Raw genomic sequence first — 16,785 nt, 5'->3', positions numbered from 1 at the left:
CCGCTAATGGAGAAAATCGTCAGCAGTAAGCTCCCCTCGGGATATTATCTATTCCGAGGGGAAACTGACGATGTTACGCCGTCTTATTCTGTCGCCAATGTTTCTGGTTGGCGACGAATAAATATCATCACCAAGCTCAACCACAGCAATCCGCTGATCAGATTGAACAAATTGAAGATACCGCTGTTACCCCACAAGTAAGCCAGTTTGGCAAACTCAATACCGAAGGTGAAGACCATCATACTGATCATCCCCATCGCAGCAGACACCGTCCCTTTGCTGATATCACTAGCAAACAGCGTCAGTCGCACTAAACCGGCATTCGCTAAACCAATACCAAAGGCATACAGACTTAGCCCTGCGGTCATCCACAGATACGCATGGGATGAATAAAGCGTGGAAGCGGCGGCAATCACCAAACCGACAATCATCGGGCCAGCACCGTAGCGGATCAGTCGTGGAATGCTGACTTTGCCACTTAACTTCGCCAGCGTCAGGTTACCAATAATCAGCGCACCGAAAATCGGCACCTGTAAGACCCCGTATTCGACGGTCGATAACCGCTCACCACTGATCAAGATAACTGGCGACTGTGCAATCCACGCCAGCAACGGCAGACTGGCAAAGCCTAACGCGAGTGAGCCACACAGGAAACGGCGATTAGCGAGCACTTGCTTATAATCGTGCCACATGGCGGCCGCTGACAATTTCTCGCCTTTCAACGACGCGGTTTCTGGCATGGCACGCCACAGCCCCACGAATGAAATGGCACCGAGAGCGGCGAACAGCACAAACATCCACTGCCAAGGCGCGACATGAATCATGTGCCGCACCGGCTAGCGGGCCAAGCAACGGCGCAATCAGGGCCACATTCGCCATCAGCGCGGTGATCTTGATACACACCGCTTCCTCGAATGACTCTTGAATTGTGGCGTAACCGACCGCACCAATAAAGCACAGGCTGATCCCTTGCAGGAAGCGCATGGCGATAAACTGCTCGATGCTATTGACCAGCAAAATAGCCAGACAGGTGACCACAAAGAAAGCGACCCCGAACAGCATGACTGGACGACGCCCACGGCGATCTGACAACGGGCCAAGCAGCCATTGCAGGAACATACCGCCTGCCAGATAAGCGGTCATCGAAGTCGGTACCCACTCAACGCTGGCATTAAAATCGGCCACTACCGCCAGCATCCCTGGCTGAATCATATCGTTGGCGATATAAGTGGCAAATTCGAATAATACCAGGCAAAGAGGAAATAAAAGCGCCCGTCGACCTAAACGCGTCGCGGGTGATAATGAAGTTTGCATAGATTAAGCTATTAATTGTAAACGTAAAAAAAGGGCATCGCTCAGGCAGAGCACCAGTGAGAGCGTGTCAGGTCGGCTATTTTGCCGTCAATATATGTTTATGGCAACCATTAGGGGGGAATTGTTGGGGCGGATTATGGTTTGGTTGAGGACTGGATCTGGTTTCGGTTGAGGATTGGATCTGGTTTCGGTTGATAGGCGTTCGGTGATCACTTTACCTGTGTCGCCTCAACCGAGTCGGGCCGCAGGGCGGCGGCCCAACACCCGCGCCTTTGCGCGAAATATTGTGGCTTCGCCATCCCCTCCGGCAGTTTGCCGGCTTATCGAACCGGTGCTGACTCGCTCCCAGCTCGACAGCCCCTTTCGCCGCGTCCATGCGGCTCATTCGGCCTGCAATCTTTGTCGGCAATTTTTCTGATTGCGCTCAAGGTCAAAAGATACAAGCCAAAAGCCAAAAGCCAAAAGCCAAAAGCCAAAAATCATGGTTTTGATCTTGAAGTTTAAAAGCACATTTGAGCTGCCGAGTGAAGAGTGGAGGTAGGACGCGAGGCATGGATGCCGAGCGAGCCGTGCTTGAGCAGGAGCGAATCACGGCGGTCCGTCAGCCGAAACGATGAGTGAGGGAACCTGCGAAGCAGGCAAGCGATGCGTGCGCAAGCGCGGGGGCTCCAAGGGGGTCACGCGCTTGTGACCCCATTGGCGGTTGAGGCATCAGAGCCAAAGTGAGCACTGAAGCTATAACAACCGAACCAAACACCACAACCAGAATCACCTTCAAAGCAGGCAAGCAGGGTTTCCAAAGGGGCCACGCTCATGGCCCATTGGCGGTTGAGGCATCAGAGCCAAAGTGAACACTGAAGTGATAACAACCGAACCGATCACCGTTCGAAACCCGATCCGATCTAATATTTAATTAAATCAAACCCCTCACTGAATAACACTCATCACACTCTTTTGTGCCGCCATCATCGCTGGATACTTGGCAACCAAATTAGTCATCATCGTGTTATACAACGCCGCTTGCTGCGGGGTCTGGAACTGAATACCACCATTATTAAAGGTGACCTGCGTCCCCTGCTGTTGCAGGAAATCCCCGACTTGCGCTAAATCTTGCACAAAAGCAGAAACCACCGGAATCGCAGGAATCAGCACATTGGCAGGCTGAGTCACCACATTATCAAAGGCTTTGCTAAACACCGCTTTCAAGTCATCAGGCTGTTTCAACGCGGCAACCGCGTTATCAGCTTGCGCTTTCGCCGTACGAATCTGTTGTACCAACAGGTTTAACGCCCCTGCTGACTGCTGCAACGCATCACGCTTATTAAGATAATCTTGCGCCACACGAATCTCGTTGATTTGCGCAATAGCTGGCGTCAGACTCGCATCTACCGATTTCGTCAATTGCTGCGAAAAAGTGACTAAAATTGCGTAATCACTTACATAAGGGCCAAACTTCTGCTTCTGGTCTTCACTCAGTGTAGGTAGCTTCATCCCGCTACGCATCACCGTATTTTGCAGATAATCAATGAAGGCCTTACGTTGTTCTGGCTCCTTATCCCCGCAAGCAGTGAGTTGAAACACGACCAGTAACGCTAAAAATGGCGCTAACCAACGTGAATAACGAACCGAATTCAATGTAAAAGTCATGTGAAACTACTCCTGTAATGGGTACTTATCTTCACAAAATTCCACGCTTATCACCTAATACCAGAGATAAGAATAGCTAAGGGGAGCGATATACGCTCCCCTGTGACGAGCCAAGTACATGCTTTACTGTAACAGCGAAATATCGGCAACCTGCAAGAACAACTCACGTAACTTACTCAACAATGTCAGTCGGTTAACCCGAACTTCATTGTCTTCTGCCATTACCATTACGCTATCGAAGAATTCATCGACCGTTTCCCGCAGCGCAGCCAGTTCTACCAGTGCTTCCTGATATTGACCTGCAGCAAAGACCGGTTCGAGCTTATCGCGCAAGACAACCAGATGAGTCGCCAGTTTCAGTTCAGCAGGCTCTTTTAACACCGAGGCACGAACATGGTCATTCAGCGTATCTGTCGATTTCGCCAAAATATTCGAGACACGTTTGTTCGCAGCAGCCAGCGTGGCAGCAGCATCAAGTGTGCGGAAATAGGTCACCGCCTTAACTCGAGCATCAAAATCAGCCGGTCTGGTTGGGCGACGAGCCAGTACCGCTTGAATGGTATCGACACTGTGACCTTCATCCTGATACCAGGCACGGAAACGACCCAGCATGAACTCAATCACTTCATCGACCACTTTCGCGTTGGTCAGCTTGCTACCATACAAGCGCACGGCCTCTTCGGTCAGCGTTTGCAGATCCAGTGGTAAGTTCTTCTCGACGATAATACGCAACACACCTAAAGCGGCACGGCGCAGTGCAAATGGGTCTTTATCGCCTTTCGGGTGTTGACCGATACCGAAGATACCAGCCAGTGTGTCCATCTTATCGGCAATCGCCAGTGCACAGGCAACCGGGTTTGACGGTAAATCATCACCCGCGAAACGAGGCTGATATTGCTCATTCAATGCCACCGCGACGTCTTCAGCTTCACCATCGTGACGAGCATAGTGCATCCCCATCACACCTTGGGTGTCAGTGAATTCGAAGACCATATTGGTCATCAGGTCACACTTGGATAGCAAGCCAGCACGCGTGGCATGGTTAACATCAGCACCGATTTGAGCCGCAACCCAACCTGCCAACGCCTGAATACGATCCGTCTTATCGCGCAGCGTACCCAGTTGCTGTTGGAACAGCACGGTTTCCAGACGCGGTAAGTTATCTTCCAAACGTTTTTTACGGTCGGTATTAAAGAAGAATTCCGCATCAGCCAGACGCGGACGCACCACTTTCTCGTTACCAGAAATGATCTGCTGTGGGTCTTTAGATTCGATGTTGGTGACAAAAATGAAGTTTGGCAGCAAGTTACCGGCCGTGTCATACACAGGGAAATACTTCTGGTCACCTTTCATGGTGTACACCAGCGCTTCCGCAGGTACAGCCAAGAATTTCTCTTCAAATTTGGCCGTCAGTACCACCGGCCATTCCACCAGTGATGCCACTTCTTCCAGCAAGCTTTCGCTCAAATCAGCCACGCCGCCAATTTTCTGCGCCGCCAGTTCTGCATCACGCTTAATCATCGCTTTACGCAATTCATAATCGGCAATCACTTTGCCGCGTTCCAGCAGGGCTTGCGGGTATTGATCGGCACTCTCAAGGGCAAATTCAGCTTCACCCATAAAGCGGTGACCACGAATAATGCGGTCTGAATCGATACCTAAAACGGTACCAGGAATCAATTCGCTGCCTAATAACAGGGTGACGGTATGAACTGGACGAACAAATTGCGTCTCTTTATCACCCCAACGCATCAGTTTAGGGATCGGCAACTTACTCAGTGCAGCATTGACCATATCCGCTAGCAGAAGCTGTGCGGATTGCCCTTTGACATGAGCGCGATACAGCAGCCATTCGCCTTTATCGGTTACCAGACGCTCAGCCTGATCAACGGTAATACCACAACCGCGCGCCCAACCTTCAGCCGCTTTGCTCGGTTTACCTTCTGCATCAAAGGCTTGTGCAATGGCTGGACCGCGTTTTTCAACTTCACGATCCGCTTGCGCTGCACTTAAATTCATCACTTTTACCGCTAAACGACGCGGTGCGGCATACCAAATCACCTCACCATGAGGCAAATTAGCGTTATCCAGCTCGGCGGTAAGATTAGCAGCAAAAGCTTCGGCCAGAGAACGAAGAGCCTTCGGCGGCAACTCTTCCGTGCCGATTTCCACCAGGAAAGTCTGTTGAGTCATGACAGCCTCTTAGTTCTGATTCTTTTTGCACATCGGGAAACCTAATGCCTCGCGGGAGGCATAATATGCCTCGGCGACAGCTTTGGTCAGTGTGCGAATACGGAGAATGTAACGCTGACGCTCAGTCACTGAGATGGCCTTCCGCGCATCCAGTAAGTTAAACGTATGGCCTGCTTTTAGAATACGTTCGTAAGCCGGCAGTGGCAGCGGAACTTCCAGCGCTAACAGAGACTGGGCTTCTTTCTCATACTGCTCAAAGCAGGAGAACAGGAAGTCCACATCGGCATATTCGAAGTTATAAGTGGATTGCTCCACTTCATTCTGATGGTAAATATCACCGTAAGTGGTGGTGCCCAGCGGACCATCACACCAGATCAGGTCATAAACGCTGTCTACGCCTTGGATGTACATCGCCAATCGCTCCAGACCATAGGTGATTTCACCTGTGACCGGTTTACACTCCAAACCACCCACTTGTTGGAAGTAAGTGAACTGTGTCACTTCCATCCCATTGAGCCACACTTCCCAGCCCAAGCCCCAAGCGCCTAAGGTTGGGTTCTCCCAGTTATCTTCGACGAAGCGAATGTCATGGATAGTCGGGTCCAGACCCAGCTCTTTCAGCGAGCCTAAATACAGCTCCTGAATATTGTCTGGCGATGGCTTAATGATCACCTGGAACTGGTAATAGTGTTGCAGGCGGTTTGGGTTTTCACCGTAGCGACCATCAGTCGGGCGGCGTGAAGGTTGTACATAAGCGGCAGCAATTGGCTCTGGGCCAAGTGCGCGCAAGCAGGTCATTGGGTGAGATGTACCCGCACCGACTTCCATGTCCAGTGGTTGAACGATGGTGCAGCCTTGGCGCGCCCAATAGTCCTGTAACGTCAGGATCAGGCCCTGAAAGGTCTTGGTATCAAACTTTTGCATGTTGGATTCGCACGCGAACAAGTGGATTAAAATAGAATGAGGCAGTATACCCGTTGACCGTAAGATATACAGCCAGAATCCGGTAACACATGCGAATTGACGTGAAAAATAGCGCTAACTATTCAATTTTCCCGCTACCAAACAATCGGTGGCGGTGATAAAAAACGCGGAATATCGCTGTTAGATGCCATGGCCGGCTCTATTTTGGCGTTTTTACCAAAAATATCAGGTTCGCAACTGTCCGTACCGGGTTCTAACACACAATCATCATCAATGATGTCGTGGTAACCCGCACAATGCTGAGCAGAGGCAGGACTGATACCTAAAAATAAAATAGCAGACAGCGCAATAGCGATAATCATGGCTAGACTAAGATTTCTAACATTCATTATGCACCTCATAATAGTGCTAATTAATTGATATGAAACAGCATTTAAAACCAATATCAGATCAATTATTGTACAAATGTGTATTTCAGCAAGAAACGTCAGAAAGAAACGTCAGAAAGAAAATAGAGAGGTTGCATATCATTCACTGAACAGCGACTATCGTTGCCAAATTCAGCACCAAAATGGAGTACGACGATGGAGTTACAACGCTGCGGTTGGGTTACCTCTGATCCACTCTATCTTGCTTATCATGATGCCGAGTGGGGAATACCGCGCACCGATAACCAAGCGCTGTTCGAAATGCTTTGTCTGGAGGGCCAACAAGCTGGGCTTTCATGGATAACGGTGCTGAAAAAACGTGAACGCTACCGCCAATGTTTCCATAATTTTGATCCCGTTCGGGTGGCAAAAATGGGGCCTGATGACATTGAAGCCTTAGTACAGGACAGCGGTATTATTCGTCACCGAGGTAAAATTCAGGCCATTATTACCAATGCCCAAGCTTATTTGGCAATGGAAGCAAACGGTGAGGATTTTTCACGCTTTATCTGGAGTTTTGTCGAGGGTGAACCCAAGGTGAATCATTGGTGGACGCTGTCAGAGTGCCCTGCCAACACACCGGCTTCCGATGCTATGTCAAAAGCCCTTAAAAAACGTGGTTTTAAGTTTATCGGCTCCACCATCTGCTATGCCTTTATGCAGGCGAGTGGTTTGGTGAACGATCATCTGGCAAGCTGTTTCTGTCACCCAGATAACACAGCAAAATGATTAGAGATTACCAACCGAGCGATCTTGATGCCCTCGTGCAACTGTGGCTGTCCAGTACCATAGCCGCCCATCCTTTTGTGGTAGAGCAGTACTGGCACGAGAGCGCCCCGTTGGTACGTGATACCTACCTTCCTGCGGCAAAAACGTGGATTTATTGCCCGCAGGAAGGGTTATTAGCATCCTCCGAAGAGAACAACCCCATTGCCGGGTTTATCAGTATCTTGGAAGAACAGTTGGTCGGGGCCTTATTTGTTGCCCAGCCTTATCATGGTCATCACGTAGGCAAAGCGTTAATGAACCACGCTCAACAGCATTACCGCGCGTTAACATTAGAGGTGTATCAACAGAATCTACGCGCCTATCACTTTTATCGTAAACAAGGCTTTATTGTGACAGGGAAAACCTATAACGCCGAAACTGATGCTTCTATTTTAACTATGCATTGGGATCGCACATTTTATTAATAGACTCTATTTATTCAAACCTCCTCTGACAAATTTTAATAACGCATTGGATTAGCAATAGCATTACTCTGTTGTTGAATATAACATCCAATGAAAAATAAGAGGAACATGCTATGAAGAATAAGCAATTTCTATTATTACCTTTGAGTTTTTTATTATTATCTGAAATATCATGTGCTGAAGTTAACCTATCAAATTCGAGAGGTATTATAAATGCTCATTTAAAAAAAATGTCGAATGATACTTTATCAGCATGTTTCTATCAGGAGGATTTCTTCGAGAAAAAAGCATTTTGTTTAACACCACCTATGATGATCGATTTTACATTAGAAAATAATATTGGTATTCGTGCTAATGACATTCAATCTATTCGCATCCCAGAAAACACCCAAGTAACCGTATATCAAGGAGAAAATTTTTTCACTTTAACCGATAATGTGCTGCGGGATGGATGGAAAAGACTAACCGAAACGAATGGCATAACTAAAATCATTGCCACCGATAAAAAACCGCTCGATTGTGATACGCAATGTATTATCACACAGAGAAAAATCATCCCTGTGTCTACGATTTTCCCTGTAGATATAAACCACGACCAGCAGCAAGAAAGATCTCTATTACTTAGCTTCGAAAGAAGTGATAATAGCTTTGATATCACGTTTAATAACTTGATGGATGTGACTGTCGATGACGGAATTATTTCAATATTGCCGCCAAATTCACCACAAATTGACTTTTCATTACATCAAGAAACAACACATATTTCATTTTTGTTCTCTTGGTATGAGAAAGAATTATCTCTTTACTATTTAGAGACAGTTAATGGAGAATTACGTTATTTATCTCCAATGATCTCGATGCAGTCTGATTATCCGATTAATCAGGAAGAGATTAATTTAGCTATCTTCAATAGTGATGATCGGCAACCGCTAACCTTGCAAAAAGTTCTACTGGCGACACATCGCGAGGCTCATAGAGACAAACGCGGTGCTGCAGGTATCACCGGCTGTTTTTTGAACGGCCCACTGGCGCTGTACAATGTTGTCACCCAAGGCCGTTGTAATCAGGTTGAATCTGCGTGGCATCGAATTAACACTTTTTTCAGCGGGAAAGATCCGTCAAATCGCATCGTGGCAGGTACAGCAAAACCATTTAAGCCCACCCCACTCTCAGAAAAAGCGCCACCGGAAAACACAAACCCGACACTCGCATTATCCCAATTAAAAACTGATCTCCATGGTCAATCACTGACCCTACCTGCCGTGTCAAAATATTGCCAAACATCGATAGACAATGTGATTACAGCCCGTTATCCCCGCCAGACTAGATATTCCTGCGCGACTTGGTTGTCATCAGTATTGGCTGATTTTACGATGTTGTTCGGGAGCAGTTTACGTACTTGGTCAACGGAATACTTAATTCAGACCATTAATGGCATTTTGGATAGAAGAGCCTTAGATACTGACCGCGATGCAATGGAAGCCTTTATTCAAAAACCAAATATAGGCAATCGCTTAATCCAGACCATTACCGATATTGCTGAAGATCAAGGCCGTTCAACGCTCATCGAGCACATCACTCAGTCCTTTCTGAACGCCGAACAAAATTACGCGCAATACACCCTAAACAGTCATCCGCAAGGTGCCAGCAACGATCAAACTGATATGGATTGCTACAGTGAAAGTGATGATGAGGTTGAAAGCGAAAGCGACTCTGATAGCGGCGCGGCTTCACCACAACAAGCTCAGCAATATCCGCTGGGAAGTTATCAGATGCAACTTGCTACTTATGTTTATCAATATGTCTTACCCCGCATACTGATCAATGGCGAATGGCAGGTCGCGCCAGAAAGATTCGATATTGAAGTGATTCAGGGCACACGAGAACAGACCCGCCAGAGTATTTATCATTTGCTCGAAACGGTTGCCGCATGGGAAAACACCTATTACGAACAGCGGCTTTACTGTAATCGTCATGGCCAATTCACCAACGCCATGTCAACCAACAGATATGCGGGGCAAATCACCAGTCAACTCATCAGAAGTCACGTCCAATATCCTCGTTCGGACAACATCATTATTGTGGTGAGATTGAATAATCGGATTGTCAGTACCAGCCTCGCTCACAGCTATTTTGTCGGAGGCGATCCGCAAAGACAATCCAGCACTATCAGCGCAACACTCACAGATCCTGCTTTTGTCTTAACGCCTCAAGCTGAGGGCACGATCAGAGGTGCAGGGTCCGCTGCACTGCACGCCATGCTTCAGCACCTCAAGGAAAACGGTGTCTCTGTGGTTCACGCAGAAGTGATTTCGACCCCATCGGCCATGGTGAAAAAGCGCATCGGCTTTGTTTTCATCCCTGAAGTCTATGGACTTTATAACACCTCCCCGACACCTCCACCTCATTCGGAGCTTTAGCGGCTTAATGGTATCCCCCTATTGCGCCATAAATAGGGGTTTTATCAAGCGACGCCCCAGCCAACGGCCTTTACGTGCGTATTTTGCTGATAAACCATGCAAGCAAGTCAATGGACCAACACTATGAGAGTTTTCTCAATGGTATTCGCCTTCCTTTTGCCGGATAACGATGGCTCGCAAAAATCAGCCAGTAAAATTTAGGCGAGACTTTTTAGTTAGCTATTGGGCGACATTTTGAGATTTTCGCCGAAATAGAATGCCATTTAAGGAAAAATTGATGAGAAAACGCATTCTGGCCACCGTGGCCGCCGTTTCTGTTGCACTGACCCTTTCTGCCTGTACGACCAATCCGTATACCGGCGAATCACAAGCAGGGAAATCCGGTTATGGTGCAGGGATCGGGGCCGTTTTAGGTGCAGGGATCGGCATGTTGTCATCCTCCAAACATGACCGAGGAAAAGGCGCGTTAATTGGTGCTGCAGCGGGTGCGGCACTGGGTGGTGGCGCAGGTTATTACATGGATGTCCAGGAAGCCAAACTGCGTGAAAAAATGAGTGGTACGGGTGTTAGCGTGACTCGCCAAGGCGATAATATCGTGTTGAATATGCCTAATAATGTCACTTTTGATACCGACAGCAGCAATCTGAAACCAGCCGGCGCGAATACCCTGACGGGCGTGGCAATGGTATTGAAAGAGTACGATAAAACTGCCGTGAATGTGACAGGCTTTACCGATAGCAGCGGTACTAGAGCCCATAACATGACGCTTTCTCAGCAACGGGCTGACAGCGTTGGCAGCGCATTGATTGTGCAAGGCGTGGCCGCTAATCGCATCCGCACCAGCGGTGCGGGCCCAGATAACCCAGTGGCAAGCAACAGCACGGCTGCCGGTAAAGCCCAAAACCGCCGAGTAGAAATCACCTTAAGCCCGCTGTAATGTGAATTCACTGCGAACCTCATCATACAGTGCGGATAACGGACTCAAATTTATCCGCACTTTTACTGAGAGCAAACCTTCCGGTCATCATTATTCTGGTTGGCAGGGAATTATTTTGGTTTGATGCGATAAGTGCAGCGACGAGCCCCTGATAAGATGTGTTCAACTCGTTCAACGGGCGCGCCAAGTACTTGCTGAAATACGGCCAGCTCAGCACGGCAAAAGCCCTGACATTGAGTCGCTGCCGCACAAATTGGGCAGTGATTTTCAATCAATAGCAGCGTACCATCTGCCTCGACCTGCATTTCAGCCATATAGCCTTCACGGGTACGGACAGCCACCAGCCGCGCCACACGCTCAGTCACGTTATCGGCACCGATCATGGCCTCACAATACTGATGGCGGGTTTCCTGCTCGCGGCTATCAATCAACCGTTCAAGGGCGCTGTCACCTAATTGGCTGCGAATCAAACGTAACAATTGCACCGTCAATTCGCCGTGAGCATCAGGAAAATGTGCATGACCGGCTTCGGTCAACTGCCATAGTTGGATGGGGCGGCCCACACCTTGCGTTTTCGCTTCGGCAGCCACCAGCCCCTCTTTAGCCAGTTTGACAAACTGTTGTCGTGCGGCTTCACCGGTTGTTCCCAGTAGCATCCCTGCGTCACTGGCTTGCAGCGGGCCACGAGTTTTGAGCAGCATGAGCAAGCGCTGGGCAACAGACTGTGGCGGGCTGGGTGAATGGTCGATATTCATATCTTCCCCGGTAGCATAGCGAGCTTTAATTTATGATGAATAATTACCAGCATAACATTTCCCAAGCAGATGCTTGACTTATTATTGATGATTGGCCTACCTTATTCCAAGAATTTACTTGTTTAACTTTATCGTAACAAAAAAATCAACTCAACAACCAGACTACTGGCAGGATGAAAACGTGATAACAAATGATGCGAGCCGTTGGAGTGACTTGTTCTCCGGTAAAAATGCGGCTTTTGCCATAGCCCTGTCAGGGGGTGTCGTATTACATGCGATCAATATTTATATCGCTACCACCATTTTGCCCTCCGTGGTTCTCGAGATTGACGGGCTTAGCCTATACGCTTGGAATACCACTTTATTCGTAACGGCTTCCATCCTCGGTTCGGCCCTTTCTGCGCGCCTGCTAAGTGGCTACGGCCCGCGCAGTGCCTACCTTTTTGCCTCGCTGGTCTTTATGTTGGGGAGCGCACTCTGTGCCATGGCCCCGAACATGCCGCTCATGCTGATTGGCCGCACAGTGCAGGGGTTAGGGGGCGGCTTCTTGTTTGCCCTCTCTTACGCCATGATTAATCTGGTTTTTGCGCAATCATTATGGCCACGGGCCATGGCGCTGATATCAGGGATGTGGGGGGTGGCGACCCTGATTGGCCCGGCTATCGGCGGTATTTTTGCCCAAATGGATGCGTGGCGCTTTGCATTCTGGACCTTGTTACCCGTCACCCTAATTTATGCCATTTTTACTTGGCGTATCTTGCCTGCGGGCAAATCCAGCACCACAGCGTCAGCGCTGCCGGTCACGCAATTAGTGCTCTTAACCGCCATTGTCCTGACAATTTCCGCCAGCAGCATCGCGAGCAGTAGTGTGGTTAACATGGCGGGGATGGCGCTAGCCATTCTGTTGTTACTGCTATTATTCCGCATCGAATCCCGTGCCACCGCTCGCTTGCTACCAAAAGGTGCCTTACGCCTTAGCTCACCGCTGGCGGCACTTTACATCACCATTTCATTATTGGCAGTCGGTATTACTTGTGAGATTTTCGTCCCTTATTTCTTGCAAACTCTGCACGGCCAATCACCGCTGATTTCCGGTTATATTGCCGCGACCATGGCGGCTGGTTGGACGATTTCTGAAATGATGAGCGCGGGCTGGAAGAAGTCAGGTATTCGTTGGGCCATCATTAGCGGTCCACTGATTGTTCTCGCGGGTATCCTGGGGCTCGCTGTCTTGATGCCAGTCACTTCACTGGGCGGTTGGCAGCAGATGACACCCATCGCGCTCGCACTCACCATGGTGGGCTTTGGTATCGGTTTTGGCTGGCCGCATCTGCTGACCCGAATTCTGCAAGTGGCTGCTGACGAAGATAAAGACATCGCCGGCGCGTCCATTACCACGGTGCAAATGTTCGCAACGGCTGTCGGTGCCGCGATGGCAGGCATGGTCGCCAATCTCTCCGGCTTGAATCTTCCCGGTGGTGTCGTCGGCGCGCAGAATACCGCTCACTGGTTGTTTACCTTGTTCGCCATTGCGCCGGCGCTGGCAATGATCACCGCGCTACGTTGTGCCGCTATTCGCTCGCAGAGTCATGCCGCCAAGAATACCGTCAGTCACGAGGCATGATCTTTTCATGAGCCGTAACATTATCAGGGTGATTAGTGCTTGATCACACGGATGTGTTCACTGTTATGCTGGCTTCAGATATCACCAGTCCAAATGAATTGGAGTTTGCGATGAAGCCTTCTATTGTGCTGTACAAAAGTATTCCAGACGACCTGCATCAACGATTAGCGCAACATTTTACCGTCAACAGTTTTGAGGGCTTAACGCCGGATAATCAGCCCGAGCTATTATCGGCACTCGCGCAAGCACAGGGGCTGATTGGTTCTGGCGGTAAAATTGATAGCGCCTTTTTGCAATTAGCGCCACGTCTGCGTGTCGCCTCAACCATTTCCGTCGGTTATGACAATTTTGATGTGGAAGCACTCAATCAACGTGGTGTAGCGCTGATGCATACCCCCACCGTGCTCACCGAAACCGTGGCTGATACCATGATGGCACTGATGCTTTCCACTGCCCGTCGCGTGGTGGAATTGGCCGAGCGAGTCAAAGCTGGTGAGTGGCAAGAAAGTATTACTGATGATTGGTATGGCGTGGATGTTCATCATAAAACCATCGGGATTCTCGGCATGGGCCGGATTGGTATGGCACTGGCCCAACGGGCACACTTCGGTTTTAGCATGCCGGTGCTGTACACCAGCCGCCGCCCCCATGAAGAAGCCGAAACGCGCTTTGGCGCGCGCCGTTGTGACTTAGATACGTTGCTCGCAGAAGTTGATTTCCTCTGCATTACGCTGCCCATGACCGAGCAGACTTACCATATGATCGGCCGAGAACAACTGGCCAAAATGAAATCCAGCGCCATTTTGATTAATGCTGGCCGCGGGCCAGTAGTGGATGAGCAGGCGCTGATTGCGGCCCTGCAAGACGGTACCCTGCATGGTGCGGGATTAGATGTGTTTGAGCAAGAGCCGCTACCAGTGGATTCACCCCTGCTGGCTTTACGTAATGTGGTGGCCGTGCCGCATATTGGCTCCGCGACCCACGAAACCCGCTATAACATGGCGGCCTGTGCCGTGGATAACCTGATTGCCGCGTTGACTGGCACCGTCAAAGAAAACTGTGTTAACCCGCAGGTTTTGCAGCAAGCGTAAGCTCAGCAAATACCGGCACTGGCCTGCTTGCGGGCCAAATCTCCTCTCCTCCATCGTTCTCCTCCCTGTAAAGATGACGCAGGGAGGAGGCTATTTCTTCAGCAAAAGGCAGACTGATACTCATCAAACTTTATTCAAATCTAGGGAAGATGTGCAATGCGGCAACTCACGGTTCCTTTGCTACTCCTTATCGCACCCACCGCGATGGCGAATTGGTCACTTCAGCATTTCCCAGCCTTTACTGAGCACGATAGCGGTGTTTTTCTCAGTAGCAGTACATTGACCAAAGGCGAATACCCGCTCAAGTTTTATCAGGATAAACAGTGCTGGCAACCCACTGGCGCGGTGAAGCTTAATCAGACTTTTTCGCTGCAACCTTGCCAAAATCAAGCTGACATCCAATGGCGGCTGTTCCGTGATGGTCAGTATCAAGCACGCATTGATACCCGCAGTGGCACCCCAACCTTGACGCTAAGCCTCAAAGAACCGGTGGCAGAAACCGTTCGCGTCGTGGCCCACAGTTGCCAACGCTGGGATGGCCAGCCAGTAACGATTGATGTACGAAAAACCTTCGCTGAAGGTGAGCTGGTACGGGATTTCTACTCCGGCCAAACGGCAAAAGTTTCCCTCGGCAAAATCACCTTGCAGCCTGCCCCTGAAAGCGGAGGGTTACTGCTACTGGAATCCGCACAAACCCAGCAAGCTGCGCCGTTCAGTTGGCAAAATGCCACTGTCTATTTTGCGCTAACCGATCGCTTCAAAAATGGTAATCCCGCCAATGATCATAGCTATGGCCGTCATGGTGATGGCATGCAGGAGATCGGCACATTTCACGGTGGTGATTTAGCCGGATTAACCGAAAAACTGGATTATCTGCAACAGCTTGGCGTCAATGCCCTATGGATAAGCTCCCCCCTTGAACAGATCCATGGCTGGGTCGGTGGTGGCACCAAAGGTGACTTCCCACACTATGCTTACCATGGTTATTACGGGCTAGATTGGACCCGCCTCGATGCCAATATGGGTACTGAACAAGAGCTTCGCACGCTGGTTGAGCAAGCGCATAAACGCGGTATTCGTATTCTCTTTGATGTGGTGATGAACCATGTGGGTTATGCCACGCTGGCAGATATGCAGAGCTATCAATTCGGCGCGCTCTATTTGCAAGGCGATAACCTCACAAAAACCTTAGGGAAAAACTGGACTGACTGGACACCCGGCAGCGGCCAAACGTGGCATAGTTTTAATGATTACATCAACTTCGGTGATAAAGCCGCATGGGATAATTGGTGGGGTAAAAAGTGGATCCGCACCGATATTGGCGATTACGATTCGCCTGGTTATGACGATTTGACCATGTCGCTGGCTTTTCTTCCGGACATCAAAACAGAGTCAACACAACCCAGTGGTTTACCGGTGTTTTACCGCCATAAGCCGGATACCGCCGCACGGGAAATACCTAACGCCACACCACGTGATTACATGACGCATTGGTTGAGCCAATGGGTGCGTGATTATGGGATTGACGGTTTTCGGGTCGATACCGCCAAGCATGTGGAGAAACCCGCTTGGCAGCAACTGAAGCAACAAGCCACCGCCGCATTGGCAGCATGGAAAGCGGCTCATCCCGATCAGGCACTTGATGACTTACCGTTCTGGATGACCGGCGAAGCTTGGGGCCATGGCGTGATGAAGAGCGATTATTACCAAAACGGTTTTGATGCCATGATTAATTTTGATTTTCAGGATCAAGCCAAAGCGGCGCTCACCTGCTTCTCTTCCATTGACGGCACTTACCAACAAATGGCCGAAAAGCTGCAAGGTTTCAATGTGTTGAGCTATATATCGTCGCACGATACTCGGCTGTTTTTTAACGATGATGCACAGCAATCATTGGTTAAACAACAACGGGCGGGGGATCTGCTGCTACTTGCACCGGGAGCGGTACAAATCTTCTACGGTGATGAAAGCGGTCGCGCGTTCGGCCCAACCGGTTCTGACCCCTTGCAAGGCACTCGTTCTGATATGAACTGGCAAGAACTCGCGGGGGATAAAGGTGCCTTATTGGCGCACTGGCAAAAAGTCAGTCAGTTCCGCGCTCGCCATCCGGCCATTGGTGCGGGTGAACAGCAATCACAACAAACATCTGATTACTATGCTTTTAGCCGCCAACATCAGGGCGATAAAGTGTTAGTTGTTTGGGTGGGCGATAAAAAAGAGTAATCAGCGGATTATCCCGCAAAAACAAACCCCACCGAT

At 49.5% G+C, this 16,785-nt stretch carries 12 protein-coding genes and 1 pseudogene; 7 read left to right on the top strand and 6 right to left on the bottom strand.

The window, feature by feature from the left end; all coding sequences use genetic code 11:
- Positions 1-83: 83 nt before the first annotated feature.
- The 5 genes and pseudogenes from DA391_RS00145 to DA391_RS00120 all read right to left on the bottom strand — a co-directional run bounded on the left by DA391_RS00145 (position 84) and on the right by DA391_RS00120 (position 6,467).
- Positions 84-1,314: pseudogene (locus tag DA391_RS00145) on the bottom strand (MFS transporter).
- Between the two features lie 927 nt (positions 1,315-2,241).
- Positions 2,242-2,961, bottom strand: a complete 720-nt coding sequence (locus DA391_RS00135) for a DUF3053 domain-containing protein (protein WP_050083405.1) — start codon at positions 2,959-2,961, stop codon at positions 2,242-2,244.
- 123 nt (positions 2,962-3,084) lie between these two features.
- Entirely contained in the window at positions 3,085-5,154 is a 2,070-nt protein-coding gene (gene glyS / locus DA391_RS00130) for a glycine--tRNA ligase subunit beta (RefSeq protein WP_050083404.1), read from the bottom strand.
- Positions 5,155-5,163: 9 nt separating this feature from the next.
- Positions 5,164-6,078 carry a glycine--tRNA ligase subunit alpha gene (gene glyQ / locus DA391_RS00125; RefSeq protein WP_019212679.1) on the bottom strand — a complete coding sequence of 305 codons (915 nt, stop codon included), beginning with the start codon at positions 6,076-6,078 and terminating at the stop codon, positions 5,164-5,166.
- A gap of 134 nt (positions 6,079-6,212) precedes the next feature.
- Positions 6,213-6,467 (bottom strand): hypothetical protein, encoded by a 255-nt coding sequence (locus DA391_RS00120; protein WP_129111477.1) that lies wholly within the window; start codon positions 6,465-6,467, stop codon positions 6,213-6,215.
- Between the two features lie 195 nt (positions 6,468-6,662).
- On the opposite strand from DA391_RS00120, the gene DA391_RS00115 reads away from it, so the two are divergent.
- From DA391_RS00115 to DA391_RS00100, 4 genes are all read left to right on the top strand, one after another.
- Positions 6,663-7,235, top strand: a complete 573-nt coding sequence (locus tag DA391_RS00115) for a DNA-3-methyladenine glycosylase I (protein ID WP_050083402.1) — start codon at positions 6,663-6,665, stop codon at positions 7,233-7,235.
- Positions 7,232-7,699 carry an N-acetyltransferase gene (locus tag DA391_RS00110; RefSeq protein ID WP_050083401.1) on the top strand — a complete coding sequence of 156 codons (468 nt, stop codon included), beginning with the start codon at positions 7,232-7,234 and terminating at the stop codon, positions 7,697-7,699. The genes DA391_RS00115 and DA391_RS00110 overlap by 4 nt, the downstream gene beginning before the upstream one ends.
- 113 nt (positions 7,700-7,812) lie before the next feature.
- Positions 7,813-10,119 (top strand): hypothetical protein, encoded by a 2,307-nt coding sequence (locus DA391_RS00105; RefSeq protein WP_108087211.1) that lies wholly within the window; start codon positions 7,813-7,815, stop codon positions 10,117-10,119.
- A gap of 277 nt (positions 10,120-10,396) precedes the next feature.
- Positions 10,397-11,056, top strand: coding sequence for an OmpA family lipoprotein (locus DA391_RS00100; protein WP_050083399.1), 660 nt, complete (start codon positions 10,397-10,399; stop codon positions 11,054-11,056).
- A 110-nt stretch (positions 11,057-11,166) separates the two neighbouring features.
- Here the strand turns inward: DA391_RS00100 and DA391_RS00095 are convergent, their stop codons facing one another.
- Complete coding sequence (locus DA391_RS00095; protein WP_108087210.1) at positions 11,167-11,811, bottom strand: helix-turn-helix transcriptional regulator; 645 nt, start codon at positions 11,809-11,811, stop codon at positions 11,167-11,169.
- 181 nt (positions 11,812-11,992) lie between these two features.
- Here DA391_RS00095 and DA391_RS00090 point away from each other — a divergent pair, with 181 nt between their 5' ends.
- The 3 genes from DA391_RS00090 to DA391_RS00080 all read left to right on the top strand — a co-directional run bounded on the left by DA391_RS00090 (position 11,993) and on the right by DA391_RS00080 (position 16,749).
- A complete protein-coding gene (locus DA391_RS00090) occupies positions 11,993-13,435 on the top strand; it encodes an MFS transporter (RefSeq protein WP_050287461.1) in 1,443 nt (480 codons plus the stop codon).
- Positions 13,436-13,545: 110 nt separating this feature from the next.
- Complete coding sequence (ghrB, locus tag DA391_RS00085) at positions 13,546-14,526, top strand: glyoxylate/hydroxypyruvate reductase GhrB (protein ID WP_098905300.1); 981 nt, start codon at positions 13,546-13,548, stop codon at positions 14,524-14,526.
- A 156-nt stretch (positions 14,527-14,682) separates the two neighbouring features.
- Positions 14,683-16,749 (top strand): alpha-amylase, encoded by a 2,067-nt coding sequence (locus DA391_RS00080; RefSeq protein ID WP_108087209.1) that lies wholly within the window; start codon positions 14,683-14,685, stop codon positions 16,747-16,749.
- The last annotated feature ends 36 nt before the right edge of the window (positions 16,750-16,785 follow it).

It is taken from the genome of Yersinia massiliensis, assembly GCF_003048255.1.
In the GTDB taxonomy this organism is placed as follows: domain Bacteria; phylum Pseudomonadota; class Gammaproteobacteria; order Enterobacterales; family Enterobacteriaceae; genus Yersinia; species Yersinia massiliensis_A.
Note: the sequence above shows the minus strand (reverse complement) of the source record. Positions and strands in the feature narration are given on the sequence as shown.